The 24,013-nt window shown below is 62.0% G+C and carries 16 protein-coding genes and 1 pseudogene; 13 read left to right on the top strand and 4 right to left on the bottom strand.

Features of this window, described 5'->3' with window-relative positions; translation table 11 throughout:
* The first annotated feature begins 39 nt into the window (after positions 1-39).
* The 13 genes from EFB14_RS13875 to EFB14_RS13815 all read left to right on the top strand — a co-directional run bounded on the left by EFB14_RS13875 (position 40) and on the right by EFB14_RS13815 (position 14,897).
* Entirely contained in the window at positions 40-711 is a 672-nt protein-coding gene (locus tag EFB14_RS13875; RefSeq protein ID WP_125846223.1) for a response regulator transcription factor, read from the top strand.
* Positions 701-2,104: a sensor histidine kinase gene (locus EFB14_RS13870; RefSeq protein WP_126826070.1), complete on the top strand. Its 1,404-nt coding sequence runs from the start codon at positions 701-703 to the stop codon at positions 2,102-2,104. Before EFB14_RS13875 ends, EFB14_RS13870 begins: the two co-directional genes overlap by 11 nt.
* 118 nt (positions 2,105-2,222) lie before the next feature.
* Positions 2,223-2,645, top strand: coding sequence for a hypothetical protein (locus EFB14_RS13865; protein WP_125846221.1), 423 nt, complete (start codon positions 2,223-2,225; stop codon positions 2,643-2,645).
* An 81-nt stretch (positions 2,646-2,726) separates the two neighbouring features.
* Positions 2,727-3,905: a c-type cytochrome biogenesis protein CcmI gene (gene ccmI / locus EFB14_RS13860; RefSeq protein WP_126826067.1), complete on the top strand. Its 1,179-nt coding sequence runs from the start codon at positions 2,727-2,729 to the stop codon at positions 3,903-3,905.
* On the top strand, positions 3,902-4,384 hold the full coding sequence (ccmE, locus tag EFB14_RS13855; protein ID WP_126826064.1) for a cytochrome c maturation protein CcmE: 483 nt from the start codon (positions 3,902-3,904) through the stop codon (positions 4,382-4,384). Before ccmI ends, ccmE begins: the two co-directional genes overlap by 4 nt.
* The gene (locus EFB14_RS13850; RefSeq protein ID WP_126826062.1) at positions 4,381-6,369 is read left to right on the top strand and encodes a heme lyase CcmF/NrfE family subunit; all 1,989 of its coding nucleotides are present in this window, start codon (positions 4,381-4,383) and stop codon (positions 6,367-6,369) included. The genes ccmE and EFB14_RS13850 overlap by 4 nt, the downstream gene beginning before the upstream one ends.
* Positions 6,366-6,821, top strand: coding sequence for a cytochrome c-type biogenesis protein (locus tag EFB14_RS13845; protein ID WP_126826060.1), 456 nt, complete (start codon positions 6,366-6,368; stop codon positions 6,819-6,821). The genes EFB14_RS13850 and EFB14_RS13845 overlap by 4 nt, the downstream gene beginning before the upstream one ends.
* 231 nt (positions 6,822-7,052) lie before the next feature.
* Positions 7,053-8,636, top strand: a complete 1,584-nt coding sequence (locus EFB14_RS13840) for a Do family serine endopeptidase (protein WP_126826057.1) — start codon at positions 7,053-7,055, stop codon at positions 8,634-8,636.
* Positions 8,637-8,710: 74 nt separating this feature from the next.
* On the top strand, positions 8,711-9,457 hold the full coding sequence (locus tag EFB14_RS13835) for a response regulator transcription factor (RefSeq protein WP_125846215.1): 747 nt from the start codon (positions 8,711-8,713) through the stop codon (positions 9,455-9,457).
* Entirely contained in the window at positions 9,454-10,863 is a 1,410-nt protein-coding gene (locus EFB14_RS13830; protein ID WP_126826054.1) for a sensor histidine kinase, read from the top strand. The genes EFB14_RS13835 and EFB14_RS13830 overlap by 4 nt, the downstream gene beginning before the upstream one ends.
* Positions 10,864-10,967: 104 nt before the next feature.
* Positions 10,968-11,333, top strand: coding sequence for an ArsR/SmtB family transcription factor (locus tag EFB14_RS13825; RefSeq protein WP_126826051.1), 366 nt, complete (start codon positions 10,968-10,970; stop codon positions 11,331-11,333).
* Complete coding sequence (locus tag EFB14_RS13820; protein WP_125846212.1) at positions 11,330-11,806, top strand: SRPBCC family protein; 477 nt, start codon at positions 11,330-11,332, stop codon at positions 11,804-11,806. The genes EFB14_RS13825 and EFB14_RS13820 overlap by 4 nt, the downstream gene beginning before the upstream one ends.
* Positions 11,807-11,939: 133 nt before the next feature.
* Positions 11,940-14,897 carry a bifunctional [glutamine synthetase] adenylyltransferase/[glutamine synthetase]-adenylyl-L-tyrosine phosphorylase gene (locus tag EFB14_RS13815; RefSeq protein WP_126826048.1) on the top strand — a complete coding sequence of 986 codons (2,958 nt, stop codon included), beginning with the start codon at positions 11,940-11,942 and terminating at the stop codon, positions 14,895-14,897.
* A gap of 33 nt (positions 14,898-14,930) precedes the next feature.
* Here the strand turns inward: EFB14_RS13815 and EFB14_RS13810 are convergent.
* The 4 genes and pseudogenes from EFB14_RS13810 to EFB14_RS33755 form a co-directional block, all read right to left on the bottom strand.
* Positions 14,931-16,876: pseudogene (locus EFB14_RS13810) on the bottom strand (methyl-accepting chemotaxis protein).
* 478 nt (positions 16,877-17,354) lie between these two features.
* A complete protein-coding gene (locus EFB14_RS13805; RefSeq protein ID WP_126826045.1) occupies positions 17,355-19,664 on the bottom strand; it encodes a PAS domain-containing sensor histidine kinase in 2,310 nt (769 codons plus the stop codon).
* Between the two features lie 192 nt (positions 19,665-19,856).
* The gene (gene pepN / locus EFB14_RS13800) at positions 19,857-22,505 is read right to left on the bottom strand and encodes an aminopeptidase N (protein WP_126826042.1); all 2,649 of its coding nucleotides are present in this window, start codon (positions 22,503-22,505) and stop codon (positions 19,857-19,859) included.
* A 183-nt stretch (positions 22,506-22,688) separates the two neighbouring features.
* Complete coding sequence (locus EFB14_RS33755) at positions 22,689-23,795, bottom strand: methyl-accepting chemotaxis protein (RefSeq protein ID WP_126826038.1); 1,107 nt, start codon at positions 23,793-23,795, stop codon at positions 22,689-22,691.
* Between the last annotated feature and the right edge of the window lie 218 nt (positions 23,796-24,013).

Below are 24,013 nucleotides of genomic sequence, written 5' to 3'. Positions count from 1 at the left end.
TCAGGACATAATCGATTTGAAGCGGACGAAGGCGGACCGATGCGCATCCTGGTAGTCGAAGACGACGTTAATCTGAACCGGCAGTTGGCCGATACGCTGAAGGAGGCCGGATATGTCGTCGACCAGGCGTTCGACGGCGAGGAAGGTCATTTCCTCGGTGACACCGAACCCTATGACGCCATCATTCTGGATATCGGCTTGCCCGAGATGGACGGCGTCACCGTTCTCGAAAAATGGCGGGGCGCCGGCCGCGGCGTGCCGGTGCTGATCCTGACGGCGCGCGACCGCTGGAGCGACAAGGTCGCCGGCATCGATGCGGGCGCCGACGATTACGTCACCAAGCCCTTCCACGTCGAAGAGGTGCTGGCGCGCATTCGGGCGCTGATCCGCCGTGCGGCAGGACATGCCTCCTCCGAGATCATATGCGGGCCGGTGCGTCTCGACACCAAGTCCTCGAAGGCGACGGTCAACGGCACCACGCTGAAGCTGACCTCGCATGAGTATCGCCTGCTTGCCTATCTTATGCATCATATGGGCGAGGTCGTCTCGCGCACGGAACTGGTCGAGCATATGTACGACCAGGATTTCGACCGCGATTCCAACACGATCGAAGTCTTCGTCGGCCGCCTGCGCAAGAAAATGGGCGTCGACCTGATAGAAACGGTGCGCGGTCTCGGTTACCGCATCCAAGCGCCGAAACATGCGAATTAAGTCGCTCACAGCACGTGTATTGCTGCTGACCACCGTCTGGTCGACGGTGGCGCTTGTTGTGATCGGCCTGCTGATTTCCACGCTCTATCGCAAGAGCGCCGAACGCGGCTTCCAGGATCTGCTGCGGGCGCAGCTCTATAACGTCATCAATTCGGTGACGATCGGCGATCAGGGGGCGTTGAGCGGCAGTCCGCAGCTCGGCGACCTGCGCTTTGCCCAACCGAAGACCGGCTGGTACTGGGTGGTGGAACCGCTCGGCACCTATACGACCGCCCCTTTGGTATCGCCTTCGCTCGGCTCGGCGCTCATTCCGGTTCCTTCCGTCGTCGAGGCGCCCTTCGACAAGAATTACGAGCGTTACTACCAGGTGACGGATGCCTCCGGGAACCGCGTGCAGGTGGCCGAAACCGAAGTGGTGCTCGATACCGACGGGCGCGCCGCGCGCTTTCGCGTCACCGGCAATGTCGATGTCGTCGAGGACGATGTCCGCAACTTTTCCCACAGTCTCTATCTGGCGCTCGCCGGCTTTGGCGTCGGCAGCCTGATCGTCAATGCGCTGGCAATTCTCTACGGCCTGAAGCCACTCGACAAGGCGCGCGCAGCACTTGAGCGCATCCGCGCCGGCGAGAGCGAGCAGCTGAAGGGTGATTTCCCGCGTGAAATCCTGCCGCTTGCCAACGAGGTCAACGCCCTGATCGACAGCAACCGCCGCATCGTCGAGCGGGCTCGTATGCAGGTCGGCAATCTCGCCCATTCGCTGAAGACGCCGATCGCCGTGCTCCTGAACGAGGCGCGCCTGCTGGAAAAATCCCATGGCGAGCTGGTGCGCAGCCAGGCGGAATCCATGCAGGGGCAGGTGCAGTCCTATCTCAACCGGGCGCGCATCGCCGCACAGCGCGAATCCGTGCTCGCCCGCACCGATGCCGAACCCGCACTGGAGCGGCTGGTGCGCGTCATGCGCCGGCTGAATGTGGATACCGAATTCGATCTCGTGGTTTCGCCGCCACATCTCGCCGTCGCCATGGAGCAGCAGGATCTTGAGGAGACCGTCGGCAATCTCCTGGAAAACGCTGCGCGTTTTGCCAAAAGCAGGGTGCGGCTTTCGGCCGTGGAAGCCGGCGAGGACGTGAAGGGGACGGAGGCGAGCGCACGCCGCCACTGGGTGGAGCTCGCTGTCGAGGACGATGGGCCGGGCCTGGAGCCTGACCAGATCCGCGAGGCGCTCAAGCGCGGACGTCGGCTCGATGAAAGCAAGCCCGGAACCGGGCTCGGTCTTTCGATCGTCACCGAGATATCAAACGAATATCAGGGGCGGCTCGAGCTTTCCCGCGGCGAGTGGGGCGGGCTGAAGGCGAAGCTTATCCTGCCCGGCGTCACAAAGGATGTTGCATGAGCAACTACTTGATGTCACAAAGATAGTGGCAAATGTATAGCATGCTTTGCCTTAATGCTGACACGGGGACGCTGCACTTCGATCGGCTGAATTTGACCTCTGATCGTGGTTCGACGCAATGATTTTTCGCTCGCAGGGCATGATCGTTTCCGCCCTTTTCGTCGCCGTCGCGCTGTCCGGCTGCGTGACGACGAAAGGCGCCACGTCACGCGGCATTTTTTCGAGCAAGCCCTCGGCATCGACCGCTTTCATCACTGCGTTGCAGGGCGGCCTCGTCGGCCGCAGCGGCGTGACGCTCAGCGACAGCGACAAGCAGCGGGCGCTCGAGGCGGAATATCGGGCGCTGGAGGGAGCCGCCGTCGGCCAGCCGATGCTTTGGACCGGCAAGGACATCAGCGGCAAGGTTGTCGCGGCAGCACCCTATCAGGTCGGCTCACAGAATTGCCGGCAATATACCCACACGCTGACCGTTGACGGCAAGGATACCGTGGTGCGGGGCGCTGCCTGCCGCAACGACGACGGCAGTTGGTCGCCGCTCTGAATTGCGGCTTATAGCCTCAAATCTTCGTCATTCGAGCTTTGGCAGTTGGAATGAGGCCGCGCTTCAAGTATTTGGGCCGATATGCTGTTCTGGATTCTCGTTGCCGTTCTGACGGCAGTCGTCGCCGCCATCCTGCTTTACCCTCTTTTGCGCGGAGCGAAGGCGGCGGAGAATAGCCGCGCAGGCGAGGCGGCGGTCTATCGCGACCAGTTGCGCGAACTCGACCGGGATCTCAATGGTGGCCTGATTACGCCGGAGGAGGCTGATTATGCCAGGGCCGAAATCGGCCGGCGGCTGATCGCCGTTTCTGCCGATGAGCCGGTTCAAATTCCGAAGGCGGCAAGGCATCACCGTTTCACTGAGGCCTTTGTCCTCTTGCTCCTGCCGGTTCTCGGGCTCTGCCTGTATTTGACGACGGGCCGGCCGGATTTGCCCTCGCAGCCGCTGGAAGCGCGGCTGGAAAACCCCGGCGACGACGTGGCCGTGCTGATCGCCAAGGCGGAACGCCATTTGGCGCAGAATCCCGATGACGGCAGAGGCTGGGATGTGCTGGCGCCGATCTATTTCCGCACGATGCGGGCGAATGACGCGCAGACCGCCTACCGCAATGCCATCCGGCTTCTCGGCCCGAGCCCGATCCGGCTTGACGGCCTTGCCGAGACGCTGATGGCGGTCTCCGACGGCGTGGTGACGGAAGAGGCGCGCGGGGTGCTCGAGCAGTCGCTGACGCTGGAACCAAACAATCCGCGTGCCCGCTTCTACATCGCCCTCAGTATGGAGCAGGCGGGACGGCCCGACGAGGCGCGCCAGGCCTTCGAGGCGCTGGCGAAACAATCGCCCGCCGATGCGCCCTGGCTGCCGCTTGTCAACGAGCATATCGCCATGAACGGTGGCCCACCGGCAAATCCCGGCGCGAATTCAGCTGCCTCGGGCGCTGCGGCTACCCCCGGCGCGCCGGCGCGCCCCGGCAACCCCACGCAGGAAGATGTGGCGGCGGCTGAGAATATGAGCGCCGGCGACCGGCAGCAGATGATCCGCGGTATGGTCGAAAGCCTCGATGCCAAGCTCAGCCAGGATCCGAAAAACTTCGAGGGATGGATGCGGCTCGTCCGCTCTTACGCCGTATTGAACGACAAGGATCGCGCCGCCGGCGCCTTGAGGCGCGGGCTGGCGGCATTTCCGCCGCCCGGTGAGCAGGGTAGGCAATTGCTGGCGCTTGCCAGGGAACTCGGTATATCTACGGAAGGATCGACGGAGTGACGCGCAAGCAGAAACGCCTCGCGGTCATCGCAGGCGGCATGGGCTTCATCGCCGCCGCCGTGCTGCTGGTCATGTTCGCCTTCAGCCAGTCGGTCGCCTATTTCTACATGCCGGCGGATCTCGCCAAGACGCCGGTGGCGCCGGAAACCCGTATCCGGCTTGGCGGCCTGGTCGGCGAGGGCAGCGTCGTGCGCGATACGGGCTCGACGGTGGAATTTTCCGTCACCGACGGCAGCACCAATGCCGTAAAGGTCAGATATACCGGCATCCTCCCCGATCTCTTCCGCGAGGGACAGGGCGTCGTCACCGAAGGCATGTTTACGCCGGGAACGAACATCTTCGTCGCCGACACCGTGCTTGCCAAGCATGACGAGACCTACATGCCGAAGGACGTGGCCGACAGGCTGAAAGCCCAAGGGCTGTGGAAAGAAGGCCAGGGCCAGGAAGGTTCGGGGAAGGAAGCGAAGGCGACGCCATGATCATCGAGATCGGCCATTACGCGCTGGTGCTGGCGCTTGCAACGGCGCTCATCCTCTCCATCGTGCCGGTTTTGGGAGCTCGCCGTCATGATTCCGCGATGATGGATGTGGCGACGATCGGCTCGGTCACGATGTTTTCGCTTGTCGCCTTCTCCTTCGGCGTTCTGACCTATGCTCATGTCGTCTCGGATTTCTCCGTGCAGAACGTCTGGGAGAATTCGCATTCGCTGGTGCCGCTGATCTATAAATATTCGGGCGTTTGGGGCAATCACGAGGGATCGATGATGCTCTGGCTGTTGATCCTGACGCTGTTCAGCGCGCTGGTCGCCCTATTCGGGCGCAATCTGCCGGAGACGCTGAAGGCCAACGTACTGGCTGTGCAGGGCTGGATTTCGGTTGCCTTCACGCTGTTCATTCTGCTGACCTCCAATCCCTTTCTCCGCCTCGATCCGGCGCCAGCCGAAGGCCGCGATCTCAATCCGGTCCTTCAGGATGTCGGTCTCGCGATCCACCCGCCGCTGCTCTATCTCGGCTATGTCGGCTTCTCCGTCTGCTTCTCTTTTGCGGTCGCGGCCCTTCTGGAAGGGCGTATCGATGCTGCCTGGGCCCGTTGGGTGCGGCCCTGGACGCTGGCCGCCTGGACTTTTCTGACGCTTGGCATCGCCATGGGCTCCTACTGGGCCTATTACGAGCTCGGATGGGGCGGCTGGTGGTTCTGGGATCCGGTGGAAAACGCCTCCTTCATGCCGTGGCTTGCCGGTACCGCGCTTCTGCATTCCGCACTCGTCATGGAAAAGCGCGAGGCGCTGAAGATCTGGACGGTGCTGCTGGCGATCCTCACCTTCTCGCTGTCGCTGATGGGCACATTCCTCGTGCGCTCCGGTGTGCTGACCTCGGTGCATGCCTTTGCCAGTGATCCCTCACGCGGCATCTTCATCCTCTGCATCCTGCTGATCTTCATTGGCGGCGCACTGTCGCTCTTCGCCTTCCGCGCGCCGCGGCTGTCGGCCGGCGGGCTGTTTGCGCCGATTTCGCGCGAGGGCGCGCTTGTCGTCAACAATCTGATCCTGACGGTTGCCTGCGGCACGGTACTGACTGGCACGCTCTATCCGCTGTTGCTGGAGACGCTGACCGGCGACAAGATTTCCGTCGGACCGCCCTTCTTCAACATGACCTTCGGCCTGCTGATGGCGCCGCTGATCCTCATCGTGCCCTTCGGGCCGCTGCTCGCCTGGAAGCGCGGCGATCTGCTTGGCGCCCTGCAGCGGCTCTACGTCGTGGCGGGGCTGGCCTTCGTTGCGGCGCTGATCTTCTTCTATATCGAACATGGCGGGCCGGTGCTTTCGGTGCTCGGGCTCGCCGCCGGGCTGTTCCTCGTCCTCGGCGCTATGGCCGATCTCTGGTATCGCGCCGGCCTCGGCAAAGTGGCGGGTGGTGTCGCCTGGCGTCGTCTAACTGGCCTGCCGCGTTCTGCCTTCGGCACCGCCCTTGCCCATGCCGGGCTCGGCATCACCGTGCTCGGCATCGTCGCCGTCACGACCTTCCAGACGGAGCACGTCATCGAGATGAAGCCCGGCCAGACGGTGGATGCCGGCGGCTACAGCCTGAATTTCGACGGCATGCAGCCGGGCAGAGGGCCGAACTATACCGAGGATCGCGGCCACTTCACCGTCCGGCGCGCCGGTGTTGCAGTCGCAGACACCTGGTCGGCCAAGCGCCTTTATACGGCCCGCCAGATGCCGACGACGGAGGCCGGCATTCTGACCTTCGGGCTCAGCCAGCTTTACGTCTCGCTCGGCGATGCCACCAAGGACGGCGGCATCGTTGTGCGCATCTGGTGGAAGCCGTTCATCCTCTGCATCTGGGGCGGAGCGCTGGTCATGGCCTTCGGCGGTTTCGTCTCGCTCTCTGACCGGCGCCTGCGCGTCGGCGCCCCGCGCAGGAAGGCGAAGCCGGCAGCGTCTGCAATGGAGCCGGCGGAATGATGCGACGTCTCCTCCTGGCTTTCGCTTTGCTGCTGATGGCGGCCCCCGCCTTCGCCGTCAATCCGGACGAGGTGCTGGCCGATCCGGCGCTCGAGGCGCGGGCTCGTGCTCTTTCGGCGGAACTGCGCTGCATGGTCTGCCAGAACCAGTCGATCGACGATTCCAACGCCGATCTGGCCAAGGATCTGCGCCTGCTGGTGCGTGAGCGCATCACCGACGGCGACAGCGACGAGGCGGTGCTCAACTATATCGTCTCGCGCTACGGTGAGTTCGTGCTCCTGAAGCCCCGTTTCAGCGTGAAGACGGCGCTGCTCTGGGGCGCCCCGGTGCTGCTGGTGCTGGCCGGCGGACTGTCGCTGCTCCTCTTTGCGCGCAAGAGGGCGGGCAAGCCGACCGGCAGCAAGCTGACGGCCGACGAACAGGCACGGCTGGGCGAGCTGCTGAAGAAATAGCCGACCGAACGGCAATTTTCCGTCGCGACGGGTCGAGCTGGGCGACGACCAATTCCGGCCGTGTCCGGTGAAGCAGTTGGGGCGAGCTCGGCCCTCCGCCAAACATTTTAAACATTACGAATTTTTCATTGGCCGGACAGTTCGCAGTAAGGTGCGACGTCCTATATCTTCAGTCATCGACTGATCCGGCGCTGCCGGTCTGAAGATCTAAGAACAAGAGAAGGTGCTCCAATGCTCAAGAATTTCAACGGACGTCCGTCCCTCGCCACCGTGCTCAAGGCTTCTACCGTCGCCGGTATTGCAGCCGCTGTGCTCGCAACCGGCGTTCCGCTCGAAATCACCCGGTCTTATGCCGAAGCTGTCAAGGTTCAGGCGCCTGCCGTTCCGAGCTTCGCCAATGTCGTCGATGCCGTTTCACCGGCGGTCGTTTCCGTCCGTGTCGAAAACCGCGTCAATCCCGTCGCCGACAACAATGAAGGCTTCTCCTTCGATTTCAACGGCCGCGGCTTCGATGACCTTCCCGACGATCATCCGCTGAAGCGCTTCTTCAAGCAGTTCGGCCAGCAGGATCCGAATGACCAGCAGGGTCATCAGCACCGCTTCGGCCAGAACGGTCCCGGCGGTCCGAACGGCAAGGGTCGCCTGCGCCCCGTCGCCCAGGGCTCCGGCTTCTTCATCTCTGAGGACGGCTACATCGTCACCAACAATCACGTCGTTTCCGATGGCCAGGCTTTCGTCGCCGTCATGAATGACGGCACCGAACTCGATGCCAAGCTGATCGGCAAGGATCCGCGCACCGACCTCGCTGTCCTGAAGGTCGACGGCAAGGGTAAGAAGTTCACCTACGTCAACTGGGCCGACGACAATAACGTCCGCGTCGGCGACTGGGTCGTCGCCGTCGGCAACCCCTTCGGCCTCGGCGGCACGGTCACCGCAGGCATCGTCTCGGCCCGCGGCCGCGACATCGGCTCCGGTCCTTATGACGACTACCTGCAGGTGGATGCCGCCGTGAACCGCGGCAACTCCGGCGGCCCGACCTTCAACCTCAGCGGCGAAGTCGTCGGCATCAACACCGCAATCTTCTCGCCGTCGGGCGGCAGCGTCGGCATCGCCTTCGCCATTCCGGCCTCGACCGCCAAGGACGTCGTCGCCGACTTGATGAAGGACGGCCAGGTTTCGCGCGGCTGGCTGGGCGTCCAGATCCAGCCGGTGACCAAGGATATCGCCGAATCCATCGGCCTCTCCGAGCCGAGCGGCGCGCTCGTGGTTGCCCCGCAGGCCGGATCGCCGGGTGACAAGGCCGGTATGAAGGCTGGCGACGTCGTTACCGCCCTCAATGGTGAAACGATCAAGGATGCGCGTGACCTCAGCCGCCGCATCGGCGCGATGCAGCCTGGCAGCAAGGCCGAGCTTTCGGTCTGGCGTGCCGGCAAGGCGCAGTCTCTCACCGTCGAACTCGGCACATTGCCGGCCGACCAGAAGGATGCGTCAGCTGATGACAACAACCAGCCGCAGCAGCCCGAGGCACCGGCTTCCGAGAAGGCGCTCGCCGATCTCGGCCTGACGGTCGGTCCCTCCGATGACGGCAAGGGCCTGGCGATTACGGGTATCGACCCGGACTCCGACGCTGCCGACAAGGGCATCAAGGAAGGCGAAAAGATCACCTCCGTCAACAATCAGGAAGTCTCTAGCGCCGCCGATGTCGTCAGGGTGCTGAACCAGGCCAAGAAGGACGGCCGCACCCGCGCGCTCTTCCAGATCCAGTCCGGCGAGGGAAGCCGTTTCGTAGCGCTTCCGATCAACGGCCAGGGCTGATCCCCGGGAAATAGCAGCCGCGCGGACGAAAGTCCGCGCGGCTCGATTCCTCTGATCTTTGAAGGACGATCTCAATGAGCGCCGCCCCGCAGGAACATGCTTTGAGCCTTGCCGAAACGCAGCCGGTGGGTAATGTCGGCCGCATGAAGATTCTCATCATCGAAGATGATCTCGAAGCCGCAGTCTACCTCACGAAAGCCTTTCGTGAGGCAGGCATCGTCGCCGATCACGCCAGCGACGGCGAGAGCGGCCTGTTTATGGGGTCCGAAAATACCTACGACGTCATCGTCATCGACCGCATGCTGCCGCGCCGGGACGGGCTGTCCGTCATCAGCGAGCTGCGCCGCAAGGCCATCCATACGCCGGTCCTCATCCTCTCCGCGCTGGGTCAGGTCGATGACCGTGTGACCGGTCTCCGCGCTGGCGGCGACGACTATCTGCCGAAGCCCTATGCCTTCAGCGAATTGCTGGCGCGAGTCGAGGTGCTCGGCCGCCGCAAGGGCACGCCGGATCAGGATGTCGTCTATCGCGTCGGCGATCTCGAGCTGGACCGGCTTTCCCACGAGGTGCGCCGCGGCGGCAAGGAGATCCTGCTGCAGCCGCGCGAATTCCGCCTGCTCGAATATCTGATGAAGAATGCCGGCCAGGTGGTGACCCGCACCATGCTGCTCGAAAACGTCTGGGACTATCATTTTGACCCGCAGACCAACGTCATCGACGTGCACGTCTCGCGCCTGCGCTCGAAGATCGAAAAAGACTATAGCCAGCCGCTCCTGAAGACCATTCGGGGCGCGGGGTATATGATCAAGGATGAGGGATGAGCCGCTTCAGGGTTCTCTTCAAGTCCACCGCAGTCCGCCTTTCGGCACTCTACATCCTGCTTTTTGCCATCTGCGCCGCGACACTCGTCTTTTATGTGACGGCGATGTCGGAACGGCTGCTGACCGGCCAGATCCGAGACGCCGTCAGGCAGGAGGTGGAGCAGGTGCAGCGCGCCTATGACACCGGCGGCATGAACCTTCTCCTGCGCACCATGGAGCGGCGCGCCCGCCAGCCGGGCGCCAACCTCTACATCATCGCCGGTCCCTCCGGCGATATCCTCGCCGGCAACGTCGCCTCGGTGCAGCCGGGTGTCTTCGAGGAGATCGGTTGGACCTCCGCCCCCTTCATCTATCAGCGTTATACCGACAGCGGCATCGAGCGCCGCCACAGAGCGATCGCCAATATCTTCGTGCTCGACAACGGCCTCAGAATTCTGATCGGCCGCGACCTCGGCGATCCCGAGCGGTTCCGTCTGCTGGTGCGCCAGGCGCTGATGGTGGCTTTGGCGATCATGGGGCTCGGCGCGATCATCATCTGGTTCGCCATCGGCCGCAACGCGCTGAAACGCATCGACCGCATGTCGGATGCAAGCAAGAAAATCATGGCCGGCGACCTGTCGCAGCGCCTGCCGGTGGGCGGATCGGGCGATGAATTCGACCGGTTGTCGGTGTCTTTGAATACCATGCTCGAACGCATCGAGAAGCTGAACGAGGGCCTGCGGCAGGTCTCCGACAACATCGCTCATGATCTCAAGACGCCACTGACCCGCCTGCGCAACAAGGCGGCCGATGCGCTCGATCTAACCGACGGCGATACCCGGCGCACAGCTCTCGAAGGCATCATTTCCGAATCGGACCAGCTGATCCGTACCTTCAACGCGCTGTTGATGATCTCCCGTGTCGAGGCGGGATCAGTCGCGGCGGAAATGTCGCCGGTCGAGCTTTCGGCGATCGTCTCCGATAGCGCTGAGCTTTACGAACCGGCGGCGGAAGAGGCCGGGCTCGACCTCAGCTCCAGCATCGAGCCCGATGTGGAAGTGCAGGGCAATCGTGAACTGATCGGCCAGGCGATCTTCAACCTGCTCGACAATGCGATCAAATATTCCTCCGATACGGAAGGAGCGGGCGAGGTGTCGCTGAAACTTGCTCGCCATCCTGATGGTATCTGCCTTTCGGTCGCCGATCACGGGCCGGGTGTTCCGGCCGAAAGGCGGGACGACGTGGTGAAGCGCTTCGTCCGCCTGGACGAAAGCCGCTCGAAGCCCGGTACGGGACTTGGGCTTTCCCTAGTTGAAGCGGTAATGGAGCTGCACAACGGCCGGCTGGAACTCTCCGATACCGATCCCGACAAGCCTGAACGGCGCGGATTGACGGTCAGCATGATCTTCCCGGCCAAGGCCGCCTGACTTTACCGATGTCAGTCAATATGGCGGGCCGCCGCGAGGGGCTTGACCGCCTTCGGTTAGCCATTTATATAGCCAGTAAGTTATAAAACTAAAAGGTTATATAAATGCTTTCGACGTCGGGACTGGATGCAACATTCGCCGCTCTTGCCGATCCGACACGGCGGGCGATCCTTGCCCGCTTGCTCGAGGGCGAGGCATCGGTGCTGGAACTTGCCGAACCTTTTGCGATGAGCCAGCCGGCTGTTTCCAAGCATTTGAAAGTCCTGGAGAATGCCGGGCTGATTACGCGCGGCCGCGATGCCCAGCGGCGACCCTGCCGGATCGAGGTTGAGCCTCTTACCCAGGTGAACCATTGGCTGGACCGTTACCGCACCCTCTGGGAGGCGAAGTTCCAACGGCTCGACACGTTGCTGGAAGAGTTGAAGGACGAGGAAAAGGCCATGAAGGCCGAAGGAGGAAATGAAGCATGAGCAAGACAGATCTGGAAGTCAGCCTGCCGAGCGACCGCGAAATCAGCATGGCGCGCAGCTTTGATGCCCCGCGCGAAATGATCTTCAAGGCCTATACGATGCCGGAGTTGCTGAAGCGCTGGCTGGTGCCGTTCGATTCCGAACTTGCCGTCTGTGAGGTCGACCTCCGCGTCGGCGGAAAGCTGCGTCTCGTCTGGAGGATGGAAGGCCAGCCGGACCTCGGCCTGACAAGCATCTTCAAGGAAATCGTTCCGCCGGAACGTCTGGTCGCCACCGAAATCTTCGACGGCGGCGCGGAATCGCTGTCGACGCTGATCTTCGAAGAGAGGGGCGGACGGACCGTGATGACCAACACCATTCTCTACGACAGCAAGGAGACGCGCGACTTCGTGCTGAAAACAGGCATGTCGACCGGCGTTTCGGATGCTTACGACAAGCTCGAAGCGCTGTTGGCGACTATGCCCGCCGCCTGAGTCCTTTGTCAGATACCATCGGTCGAATCGCGTATTGGCGGTTTGCCGCCAAGACCCTAGTTTAATGCCGGTCGAAGGAGGTCGTCCACGATTCTGCGTGGTACTTCCTTCGGCGGTAAGGCTAGGAGAGCGCATGCTGACGAAATCGACGCATGGTCTGAAGGATGTGGCCGAAGGATTATTGCGTCCGCTGAACCAGACGGAGCTGAAGCTGGCGCTGGCCGACCTTCAGGAGGCGGGCAGACACGAGCCGTCGGTGGCCACGATGCTGAAGACCGAGGGGCCGTTGCGCGATTTCATCGCGGCGGTGCTGACGCTGTCGCCCTATCTGCGTGAAATCGTCAATCTCGACCCCGCCGTTCTTGCCGGCGCCGTCAGCGAACCGCTGGAACCGCAGATCGAAGCGTTGATCGCCGAGGCGCGGCGCTGCTGGCAACCTGATGGCGAAGGCGCCGCACCTGCGGAATCCGTGGTGATGACCAGGCTGCGCACCATCAAGCGCAAGGTGGCCTTCCTCGTTGCCGTTGCGGATCTTGCGCGCATCTTCGACGGACGGGCGACGACGGCCTGGCTGAGTGAGCTTGCCGAAGCATCGGTTGCCGCCGCAATAGACCATCTGCTGCTGGCCGCCCATGAGGGCGGAAAGCTGCGGCTGCTGGATCTGGCGGCGCCAAGCAAGGGCTCGGGGCTAATCGTGCTTGGCATGGGCAAACTCGGCGCCTGCGAGCTCAACTATTCCTCCGATATCGACCTCGTGGTCTTCTTCGACGAGCAGGCGGGTATCGTGCCCGACCCGGATGACGCGATCGAGATTTTCCCGAGGATGATGCGCCGTCTGGTGCGTATCCTGCAGGAGCGCACGGCTGACGGTTACGTCTTCCGCACGGATCTCCGACTGCGTCCGGACCCCGGCTCGACGCCGCTCGCGATCCCGGTCGATGCGGCGATGATCTATTACGAGGGCAGGGGCCAGAATTGGGAGCGGGCAGCTTTCATCAAGGCGCGGGCCGTTGCCGGCGACCTTCCTGCGGGTGCAGAATTCCTGCGCGGGCTCGCCCCTTTCGTCTTCCGCAAATATCTCGATTATGCGGCGATTGCCGATATCCATTCGATCAAGCGGCAAATCCATGCGCATAAGGGCTACGGCGCGATCGCGGTGAAGGGCCATAACGTCAAGCTCGGCCGCGGCGGCATCCGCGAGATTGAATTCTTCGTCCAGACGCAGCAACTGATCGCAGGCGGCCGCATGCCATCGCTGCGCGGCCGGGTGACGGAGGAGACGCTCGGCGAACTCACCAAGGCGAAATGGATCGATGCGGAGACCCGCGATGAACTGACGGAGGCCTACTGGTTCCTGCGCGATGTCGAGCATCGCATCCAGATGGTGCGCGACGAGCAGACCCACCTGCTGCCGGAGACGGATGCCGACCTGAAACGTATCGCCTTCATGATGGGCTTCACCGATACGCCGAGTTTCTCCGAACGGCTGGTCGGTGTGCTGAAGACGGTAGAGCGGCGTTATGCCCAGCTGTTCGAACAGGAGAGCAAGCTTTCTGCCGAGACCGGAAACCTCGTCTTCACCGGCCAGGGCGACGACCCGGATACGCTGGAGACGCTGAAGAAACTCGGTTTCAACAGGCCGTCCGACATTTCCCGCATCATCCGCACCTGGCACTATGGCCGCTACCGCGCGACGCAATCGGTCGAGGCGCGCGAAAGGCTGACGGAGCTGGCGCCGGAGCTGCTGCGCGTCTTCGGTGAAAGCAAGCGTGCCGACGAAGCGCTATTGCGCTTCGACAGCTTCATTTCGGGCCTTCCCTCCGGCATCCAGCTCTTCTCGCTGCTTGGCAGCAACCCGGCGCTTTTATCGCTGATCGTCAATATCATGTCCTCCGCACCACGGCTTGCCGAGGTGATCGCCGCCAAGCCGCATGTCTTCGACGGCATGCTCGATCCCGGCCTGATGGCCGAGCTGCCGACGCGCGAGTATCTCGGTGAGCGGCTGAAGGGCTCGCTTGCCCAGGCGCGCCACTATGAGGAAGTGCTCGACCGGCTGCGCATCTTCGCTGCCGAACAGCGCTTCCTGATCGGCATCCGCCTGCTCACCGGCGCGATCAACGGCGCGATGGCCGCACGCGCCTTCACCCATCTGGCCGACCTCATTATATCAGCGGCGCTCGATGCCGTGGTGAACGAGATGCGGGCAGCCCATGGCGACTATCCCGGCGGGCGCATCGCGATTGCTGGCATGGGCAAGCTCGGCAGCTTCGAGCTGACGGCAGGTTCAGACATCGATCTGATCCTGCTCTACGACTATGACGACGCCGCTGCCGAATCCGATGGGCCGAAACCGCTCGACGCAACGCGCTATTTCACCCGCATCACCCAACGGCTGATCGCCGCCTTCTCGGCGCCGACTGCCGAGGGTGTGCTCTATGAGGTGGACATGCGGCTGCGCCCCTCCGGCAACAAGGGACCGGTCGCCACCCGCATCAATTCGTTCGGCAAATACCAGCGCGAGGAGGCGTGGACCTGGGAGCATATGGCGCTGAGCCGCGCTCGGCTGATTTGTGGCAACGAGAGCCTCGTCGCCGAGGCGGAGCAGATCATTCGGGAGGTGCTGTCGGCCGATCGCGACATTGCCAAAGTGGCGCATGACGTCGCCGAAATGCGCGAACTGATCGACAAGGAAAAGCCGCCATCAGGTCCCTGGGACCTGAAGCTGATCCCCGGCGGCGTCATCGACCTCGAATTCATCGCCCAGTATCTGGCGTTGATCGCCCCGACCAGGGGCGTTGGCATTGCCGTGAACGGCATGAGCACCGGCGAGGCCTTGAAGGTGCTTGGTGACAGGCTGATGGCGACGGCCGATCTCGACACATGCCTCGAGGCCTTCGCGCTCTATACCGGCCTTTCACAATTGATCCGCCTCTCCATCGACGGCTCGTTCGATCCGAACGATGCACCCGCCGGCCTCACCGAACTCGTCTGTCGCGCCGGCGACTGCCCTGACATCAAAACGTTGGAGGGGGAGGTGAAGCGGCTTTCGAAAGCGGTCAGGAAAATATTCCTGACCGCTGTAAAAGCTTAGCAATTCCAGTTCAGCCCAGCAGTTGAGCGCTCATCAAAATTCTTCCCACGTCTGAGCGGCGACAGCCGTACTCCCGCGGCCGAAGGCGCCGGCAATTTTCTGAGTCAGTGCGCGGGCAGGCGAAGTGACTGGCTGGCTGGCATGATTGGCCATGCGCGGTGCGGCCGCCCCGAATTTGAAGCGAGCGACTAGGTCGCGAAGCTTCGCGGCTTCCTGTGCCAGGCTTGATGCGGCAGCCGTCGATTCTTCCACCATCGCCGCATTCTGCTGCGTGCTCTGGTCCATCGAATTGACCGCTGTGTTGATCTCCGCCAAACCTGTCGCCTGCTCCTTTGCGGAGACGGAGATCGAGCTCATATGGTCGTTGATCTGCCTGATGAAGCTACCGATGACGTTCAATGCCTCTCCGGTATCGTGCACCAGCTTCACGCCGCCTTCCACTTCGGCCGTCGAATTTTGAATGAGGTCCTTGATCTCCTTGGCTGCCTTGGCCGAACGTTGCGCCAGTTCGCGCACTTCCTGCGCGACGACCGCAAAGCCCTTGCCTGCCTCGCCGGCACGCGCCGCCTCGACCCCGGCGTTGAGCGCCAACAGATTGGTCTGGAAGGCGATCTCGTCGATGACGCCGATGATGTTGGAGATCTGCTGTGCGCTCTGCTCGATCCGCCGCATCGCCTCTTCGGCCTGTGAAACCACCTCGGCGGATTTCGCCGCACTCTGGTTGGCCTGGGTAGCGACGGTGCGGGCTTCTTCCGTCGTCTTCATCGACGAGCTGACATTGGCGGTGATCTGATCGAGCGCGGCTGCGGTCTCCTCCAGCGAGGCAGCCTGCTGCTCGGTGCGTTTGGCGAGATCCCCGGCGCCAGTGGCGATCTCGCGGGTGCCGCCGTCCATTACTGTGATGCTCTCAGCCATCGTCGACAGAGCCGCATTCAGCTGGCGGACCGACTCGTTGAAGTCATGACGCAGAGGTTCGAAGTCGGGTGCAAAAGCCTCGTTCAGCTGAAAGGCCAGGTCACCGGCCGCCAAGCGCTTCAGGCCGCGCCGAGATGTTCGGAGGCAAAGCGCAGTTGCTCGGCTTCCATTTCCATGCGCTTCTGCGTAGCGGCCCGCTCGGCGTCCTGTTGTTCGCGCGACGCCCGTGCGTCACCTTCGAGACGGCTGTTGGTGATGGCCGCTTCCCGGAACACATCCACCGCGGCCGCCATTGCCCCGATCTCATCCAGACGACCGACGAACGGGACCTGTGCCGTTGTATCGCCGGAAGCGAGATTGCCCATCGCGCTGGTGATCCGCGCAATCGGCTTGGCGATAGCGCGGCTGCCGAAAGCAGCGGACGCTGCAAGGGTCATGAGAACAAGCATGCCAACACCGAGATTCAGCTTCTGGGCCAAACTTTGGATCGCGATCTTGTCAACGTCTGCTTGCTGCGCACTCTCCTTGGCGGCGTTAACGCCCTCGTCCAACGTCTTGGTCGCATTTTGAGCAATTCCCAGGAGCTTTGCCCTAAGTTCTTCCTCTTGCCCTTTCAGGCTTGTATCAGTCGCCGATTGACCGAGCTTTGCGCCGATGACCTTCGCGAGAGCGCCCGCCAAGGCGAAGTAAGCGTCGGTCATGCCCTTGACCTTCTGCATTCGATCCGAGTCGACACCCACTGCCATGGCGGACATCGCCTCGTTCAGGTATTTGCTCGCCGATTCGTGGTTCTCGGTTATGAAGGCAACGGCAGCCGCAACCTTGTCCGTCGAATCGGCAAGGCGGAGGTCGCGTACGCCGACCTGCATGCCTCGAACAGAAGCCTTGGTATCCACGGCATTGCGCGAAATGATCAGCTGTTGCCGTTCGAGACTGGAGCTTTCGCCGACCATTCGGTTCGTCAGCCACGTGGTCGTCAGCATGGTGATGACCATGACCATTCCGAGACCAGACTTGATTGCAAGTTTGGAGCTGATGCGGGAGAAGAAGGATGACGGCAACATTAGATTTCTGTGTATGGAGCTGACGGGATGTCGTCATGATCCCCCGTCTTAAGATCCTGAGAATAGCTCGCAGAAACGGTAGTCGGATGAGTGATTCACCCGACGGAAATTGATTTGCCTAAGCTGAGCAGGCAGATGAAGAGTGTTTGTCAGCTACACGCCTGTTATCGGTTGCGGCAGTTGCTAAATCGTTACCTTCGCATATCTGCATAAATTGCGCTGCTTAAACGCAATTTTTACTTCGCATTTTGGATACTTTAGCACTTCTGCGTTTTCTATCCGTTGATGCGGGGCCTCGTAGAGCCGTATGGCGCAGGTATCACAGGGACGGGCAACGACGGGCGTTAGATGGAGTTCAAAACCATTGCCGGACCACGTGATCCACATCGCCGATTGCCTCGAGGCAGAGGGATAACCGCCTAATTCATCGGGGGCTTGATGCCATGGTCCTGAATCTTTCGTCCAATGTGGAGCGACCCTAGACATCATCCGGAATGCGCAGCGAGATCACGGTGCCGATCGCTTCGCGAGAGCGGATCTTCATGCGCCCGCCATGCAGTGAGGTCAGCGAGCGGGAGATGGCGAGCCCGAGGCCGGAGCCGCCCTTGCTCTTGGCATACTGGCTCTGCACCTGTTCGAAGGGCTGGCCGATCTTGGAGAGCGCCGAGCGCGGAATGCCGATGCCGGTGTCGGCTATGGTGACGACGACGGTGCCGTCGATGCGGCGTGTGCGCACCGCAATGCGACCGCCATTGTCGGTGAATTTCACGGCATTGGAGAGCAGGTTGAGCAGCACCTGTTTCATCGCCCGGCGGTCGGCCACTAGCGTCAGGCCGGAGCAGATGCGCTGGTCGATGACGATATTCTTCTCAGCCGCCGGTATGGCGGTGAAGCGCAGGCTTTCCTCGATCAGCGGCACGAGGTCGATGCGCTCGCGATGCAGCCTGAGGTGTCCGGCCTCGATCTTCGACATGTCGAGAATGTCGTTGATGACGTTGAGCAGATGTTTGCCACTGTCATGGATATCACGGGCATATTCGTCGTATTTCAGTGAGCCGAGCGGCCCGAACATCTGGTTCTGCAGGATTTCCGAGAAACCGAGAATGGCGTTGAGCGGCGTGCGCAGCTCATGCGACATGTTGGCGAGGAATTCCGATTTCGCCTTATTGGCGGCCTCGGCGCGCTCCTTCTCCGCCTGGTAGTTGGCGTTAGCAGTCGAAAGCTCGGATTTCTGGGCCTCCAGCGTCTGGCGCGAGGCGGAGAGATCGCCGATCGTCGCCATCAGCCGGCGTTCGGATTCGCGCAGCCGCTCCTGGTGGCGTTTCATCAAGGTGATATCGGTTCCGACCGAGACCCGCCCGCCGTCGCGGGTGCGCCGTTCGTTGATCTGCAGCCAGCGCTCGTCGGCAAGCTGTACCTCGGTCGTCCGCGAATAGCCGGAGCCGTCGGCATCGGCGATCCGCCGCTCGATGACAGGACGGGCAGCAGCGGCATTGACGATCGAACGCTCGGTACCGGGCACGAGCACGCTGTCCGGTAGCCCATAAGCCTGCTGGAAATGGGTGTTGCACATGACGAGCCGATCGTTCTTGTCCCAGAGCACGAAGGCTTCCGAGGTGCATTCGATGGCGTCGGCGAGCCGCTGGTCGGCTTCCGCATAGCGCTGGGCAAGCCGATGCTGTTCGGTTACGTCCATGGCGATGCCGATCAGGTGCATGCGGCCGGAATTGCTGCGGATCACCTGGGCGCGGGCACGCATCCAGACGTAATGGCCGCCGGCATGGCGCATGCGGAAGATCTGGTCGACCTGGCCGGAGTGGCCATTGGCGATGGCGCGCGCGATCTCGTACAACCCACCGTCATCAGGATGCATCAGCCGCGCTGCCTCGCCGAAGCCCATCGTCTTGTCGGAACCAGGCAGGCCGAGCATGTCGTACATGGAGCGCGACCAGAAGAATTCGCGGTTCTCGAAATCGAAATCCCAGAGGCCGCAGCGGCCGCGCGACAGCGCCGTCTCGACCCGCAAGTTCGATTCCAGGAAAATGTCGTCGGCGTCGCGGGCGCGCTTCACCTGCGTGTAATAGGCATAGAGGATAACGAGCAGGATCGAGGAGATGCCGGCAAACAGCGTAACGTTGAGCGCCAGTTCCTCGCGCCAGAGCCGGCCGATCTCGTCGAGCGAGGTGGCGGCGACGATATAGCCGCCGGCATTGCCCATCAGCGTGATCTCGGCATAGTGCGGCACGCCGCCGATCGTCGTTTCGATGACGCCGGCGCGATCGCCGAAACGCCGGATCGCCGAGACCTCGGGGAAGAAATCGCCGACATTGCTGCCGACATGCGAGAGCCCGGCGGTCGTCGCGGCAAAAACCTTGCCGCTTGCCTGCACGAGCAGCACGAAGGCGCCACTGTCCAGCCGGTCCTGCGGCAGGAACTTCGCAAGCCGGTCCTGCGCTTGGGTGATATCGCCGCTGTCGAAGATATCGGCCGCATCGGCAAAGACGGCAGAAGCGGTTGCCGCCGAAAGGGCGGTGGCATGGCGGGCTGAGGCCTCCATCCGGCTATATTCGCTCATCATGCCGAAGAAATGCGAGGCGGCGACGACAGTAAGGAAGGCGACGATCAACGCCGGAATGGCGCGCTTCAAGATGAGCTCCGCCTTTGGCAGATGACGAAGCAGCGGCTCCGATGTCGCATGACCGGAAAGGCTGTCTCGCCAGGCTTTCAGCCCGTCAAAATCGACACGCAGCCGTCCTCCGGCCACGGTTGCCCGCCGCACGCCCATCATCTCTTCGCCTTGTCCCTCATGTGATTCGCGCGCCGCTCGCTCGAACCTGACCTAGAGAATCATGGGTGATTCGCCTTGTCCAGAGGCAAAGGTAAAAATCCGTTAACTATTTATATTTTCGGGTTTTTCCGGATGATTCGAATCATTTGACGGCCCGCCGCCGCATTTTGTGCGGCGGCGGGCCGAAACAAATTACCCCTTAAGCGTGCGTTCGACGATGTCGCGCACGTCGGTCGAAAGAGCCGGAGCCCGTTCGATCTCAAGGAGCGCGGCGCGGGCATGATCGGCACGCGCCGGTTCGAGAGAGCGCCAGGAGCGCATGGAGGTGAGGATGCGTGCGGCAAGCTGCGGGTTGCGCCCGTCGATATCGAGAATCTGGCTGGCCAGAAAGCGATAGCCTTCGCCGTCGGCGCGGCCGAAACCGGTCGGATTGCTGAAGGCGAAGCTGCCGACGAGAGAGCGCATCCGGTTGGGGTTGGTCCGGCTGAAAAGCGGATTGTCCATCAGGGTGCGGACCCGATCCAGAGTTTTCGCGCCTGGAATGCCGGCCTGGATCGCAAACCACTTGTCGATGACGAGCGCATTCTCCGCGAAACGGTCACGGAATGTCGCCAGTGCCTCGCTCGTCTCCGCGCTGTCGGAGAAACGATGGGCCAGGATCGTCAGCGCATGGCTGAGATCGGTCATGTTGTTGGCCGCATCGAAAGCGGCCTTGGCGCGGACCGGCGTCTCTTCGGCATGCGAGAGATAGGTGAGGGCGGCATTGCGCAGCGCGCGCAGGCCGGCGTTTTTCGCGTCCGGGCTGAAATCGCCCGATGTCGTCATCGTTGCGTAGAGGGTGGCAAAGACATCCCTTCCGGCATCGGCGATCTGTTTCAGGATCGCTTGCCGGCCGGCATGAATGGCATCGGGATCGTTGTTGCTGCCGAGTTCGCGGGCGATGTCGGATTCGCTCGGCAGCGCCAGCGCCTGGGCGCGGAAAGCGGGCTCGAGGCTCTCGTCAGCAGCTGCCGCAATCAGCGTCTCGACGAAGGTCGCCTCGCAGACAACAGGCTTGCCCTCGCGGGCGTCGCGCGCCGCTTTCAGGAGATTCGGCAGTGCGAGGTCCGTCAGCGCCTGCCAGCGGGCGAAATGGTCCGTCTCATGGCGGGCGAGATGGGCGAGATCGGCCGGGCTCTGATCGAAATGCAGGTTGATCGGCGCCGAGAAACTGCGGTTGATCGAAACGACCGGCCGCGATCCAACGCCATGGAAGACCGCGGTCTGCGTGCGGCCAGTGAGATGCAGCACTTCGCCGGCATATTCGGCGCCCTCGACCAAGGTCGGCTCGATCTTGCCGCCGTTTTCGCCGAAGAGCGCGACGCTCAGAGGAATATGCATCGGCTCTTTATCAGGTTGACCGGGGGTAGCAGGCGTCATCTGCTCGAGTGACAGGGTGAAGCTGGCGGCCGCGGCATCGTAGCTGCCCGATGCGGTGACGAGCGGCGTGCCGGCCTGGTGGTACCATAGCGAAAATTGCGCGAGGTCGCGCCCGCTCGCCTCTTCGAAGCATTTGACGAAATCCTCGATCGTCACGGCCTGGCCGTCGTGGCGGTCGAAATAGAGGTCCATGCCCTTCTTGAAGCTGTCCTTGCCGAGCAGCGTCGCGATCATCCGCGTGACTTCGCTGCCCTTCTCGTAGACAGTCGTCGTGTAGAAATTGTTGATCTCGCGATATTTCGTCGGCCGCACCGGATGAGCGAGTGGGCCGCTGTCCTCGGGAAACTGCTCCGATTTCAGATGACGCACCTCGGCGATGCGCTTAACCGGGCGCGAGCGCTGGTCGGATGAGAATTCGTGGTCGCGATAGACCGTCAGGCCTTCCTTGAGGCAGAGCTGGAACCAGTCGCGGCAGGTAATGCGGTTGCCAGTCCAGTTGTGGAAATATTCATGCGCGATGATCGTCTCGATATTGGCGTAATCGGCATCGGTCGCGATCTCGGGGTCGGCAAGCACGTATTTGTCATTGAAAATGTTGAGACCCTTGTTCTCCATCGCGCCCATGTTGAAGTCGGAGACGGCGACGATCATGAAGATATCGAGATCATATTCGCGGCCGAAGACCTCTTCGTCCCACTTCATCGAGCGTTTCAGCGCGTCCATGGCATAGGCCGCGCGCGGCTCCTTGCCGTGCTCGACATAGATCTTCAGCACCACTTCACGGCCAGACATGGTCGTAAACGTATCTTCGACGACGCCAAGATCACCGGCGACGAGTGCGAAGAGATAGCTCGGCTTCGGATGAGGGTCGAACCAGGCGGCGAAATGCTTGCCGGGGCCGTAGCCCGCGCCGCCGAGGAAGTTGCCGTTCGACAAGAGCAGCGGGTTGGCGTCCTTGTCGGCGATGATGTTGACCGTGAACGGCGCGAGCACGTCCGGCCGGTCGGGGAAATAGGTGATGCGGCGGAAACCTTCCGCCTCGCACTGCGTGCAATAGATTCCGCCTGTGCGGTAAAGGCCCATCAGTTGGGTATTGGCCTCGGGATTGATGATCGTGGTGATCGTCAACTCGAACGGCGCGCTTTCCGGCAGGTCGCGCACGGTCAGGCTTTCCGGCGTCGCGTCGTAGCGCGAAGCTTCCAGCTCCACCTGGTCGAACAGCAGCCCCGACAGCGTCAGTTCGTCGCCGTCGAGGACGATCGGGGCTGTGGGATCGGCGCCTGGGCGACGGTGAAAGATGAGACGGGCCTCGACCTTTGTCTCTGTGGGGTCGAGTTCGAAGGTCAGGTCCACGCGTTCCAGTACGAAGTCGGTGGGGCGGTAGTCTGCCAGATGAATAACCTGGCCGGTATCTGTTCGCATGGTGGTTCCTGAAGACCGTTATTGGACAATCGCGGAATACAGAGGCGGGCGCACTCTGCCATAAATTTGCCGGGCATGATTACATTAAAGTCTGAACTAAAGTTAAAGCAAATTGCCCTTGAACATGAAGTTCCCGGTCAAATAATCCGTTTGAAACCAGTGGGTGCGGCTGCTTTGATGCGACTATTTAAGATTGAGTGCCATCTTGATCGCCGCATCGCTTTCCGTCCGTTGCACGACGACGCCATACCAGCCGAGCCCGTCATAATCCTCATAGCCGAGGGTGCGCGCGAAGGCGACGATCGAGCCGTTGTTGTCGTAGTAGCTGCCTTTTGCCTGGCCGGATGGGTTGGCGAGCGCGAAATGGGAAAAGAGCAGCGCGGGATTGGTGGTAGCGATGACCCGGCTCTTGCCGTCGAGCAGCATGACCGTCGTCTTTTCCGCCAGCTGCGGCGGCAGGTTCGCCTCTTTCTCGACGATCGCCTGGCCCTGGTTCTGCCAGTCGAAATAGACGCCGAGCGTGCCGATCAGTCGCCCGTCGAGCTTGCCGTTTTCGCGAATGCCGGTGGCATAGACAAGCGCATGCCTGTTGTCATGGAGCGGGCTGGATTTGACCTCGTCGACGATATACGCGTCGCCCGAAGCACAGGTCGATGCCGCACGGAACCACGGATCGCCGGAAAGGCTCGTGCCGGCGATCTTGCGCTGGAAATGCGGATTGGCGGAAGCGATCACCTTGCCCGAGAGATCGGTCATGACGAGATCGAGATAGACGGTGTAGAAACGGTTGATAGCTCCGAGACGCTCGGCCGCGAAGGCGACGGTTTCCCGGCCCGGTTCCTGCAGCGCCTGCCAGAGTGCCGGGTCCGTTGCCCACCAGCGCACATCGGCCGTGCGCTCGAAGAGATTGCGGACGATGAGCTGCACCAGCGTCTGCGCGAGATCCGTCAGGCGCACGCCCTCCATCTCCTCGACAAGTGAATCGGCCATGGCGCGGCTGAGGCCGATGCGGCCGAGGACGTTGCTCTCGAACCTGCCGGTAATGTCGGTTGCGATCTGTGCCAGCCGCTGTACCTCGTTGGCGACGACTGCAAAGCCCTTCCCGGTCTCGCCCGCTCTCGCCGCCTCGATCAGCGCATTGATCGCAAGCAGCTTGATCTGCTTGACGATATGCGTGTTGTCGGCGCTGAAGCGCTCAAGATCAGTGCTGATGCCGTCGGTAACGACGCGCATGGAACGCGGTGTCGCATTCTGCGATTGGGCAATTGTTTCTGCGCTAAGCGGCTTCATCAAAGTATCCTGGAGGGTGGGCAATCGTTTGGCGGTGAAGGTGTTTTTCAACTAGATGACGAAAAACGATGCTCGGCTATGGTTTTCAATTGGTTAATGCCAAGCGGCCGTGGGCGGACATTTTAGGGGGAATGACCTCAAGGAAGAGAGTTTTCGACGCAATGCGGATGTACCTGCGCAGATCGAGCAGGTGCGGAAGTGATTTTGCGATTCTCCTG

Origin of the sequence: Rhizobium fabae (genome assembly GCF_003985135.1) — a bacterium.
Classification (GTDB): Bacteria; Pseudomonadota; Alphaproteobacteria; order Rhizobiales; family Rhizobiaceae; genus Rhizobium; species Rhizobium pisi.
Note: the sequence above shows the minus strand (reverse complement) of the source record. Positions and strands in the feature narration are given on the sequence as shown.

Excerpts from the sequence above, each read along its gene's own strand:
- EFB14_RS13875 (WP_125846223.1), top strand. The coding sequence starts at position 40 with ATGCGCATCCTGGTAGTCGAAGACGACGTTAATCTGAACCGGCAGTTG.
- EFB14_RS13870 (WP_126826070.1), top strand. The coding sequence starts at position 701 with ATGCGAATTAAGTCGCTCACAGCACGTGTATTGCTGCTGACCACCGTC.
- EFB14_RS13865 (WP_125846221.1), top strand. The coding sequence starts at position 2,223 with ATGATTTTTCGCTCGCAGGGCATGATCGTTTCCGCCCTTTTCGTCGCC.
- ccmI (WP_126826067.1), top strand. The coding sequence starts at position 2,727 with ATGCTGTTCTGGATTCTCGTTGCCGTTCTGACGGCAGTCGTCGCCGCC.
- EFB14_RS13850 (WP_126826062.1), top strand. The coding sequence starts at position 4,381 with ATGATCATCGAGATCGGCCATTACGCGCTGGTGCTGGCGCTTGCAACG.
- EFB14_RS13845 (WP_126826060.1), top strand. The coding sequence starts at position 6,366 with ATGATGCGACGTCTCCTCCTGGCTTTCGCTTTGCTGCTGATGGCGGCC.
- EFB14_RS13840 (WP_126826057.1), top strand. The coding sequence starts at position 7,053 with ATGCTCAAGAATTTCAACGGACGTCCGTCCCTCGCCACCGTGCTCAAG.
- EFB14_RS13835 (WP_125846215.1), top strand. The coding sequence starts at position 8,711 with ATGAGCGCCGCCCCGCAGGAACATGCTTTGAGCCTTGCCGAAACGCAG.
- EFB14_RS13830 (WP_126826054.1), top strand. The coding sequence starts at position 9,454 with ATGAGCCGCTTCAGGGTTCTCTTCAAGTCCACCGCAGTCCGCCTTTCG.
- EFB14_RS13825 (WP_126826051.1), top strand. The coding sequence starts at position 10,968 with ATGCTTTCGACGTCGGGACTGGATGCAACATTCGCCGCTCTTGCCGAT.
- EFB14_RS13820 (WP_125846212.1), top strand. The coding sequence starts at position 11,330 with ATGAGCAAGACAGATCTGGAAGTCAGCCTGCCGAGCGACCGCGAAATC.
- EFB14_RS13815 (WP_126826048.1), top strand. The coding sequence starts at position 11,940 with ATGCTGACGAAATCGACGCATGGTCTGAAGGATGTGGCCGAAGGATTA.
- EFB14_RS13805 (WP_126826045.1), bottom strand. The coding sequence starts at position 19,664 with ATGATGGGCGTGCGGCGGGCAACCGTGGCCGGAGGACGGCTGCGTGTC.
- pepN (WP_126826042.1), bottom strand. The coding sequence starts at position 22,505 with ATGCGAACAGATACCGGCCAGGTTATTCATCTGGCAGACTACCGCCCC.
- EFB14_RS33755 (WP_126826038.1), bottom strand. The coding sequence starts at position 23,795 with ATGAAGCCGCTTAGCGCAGAAACAATTGCCCAATCGCAGAATGCGACA.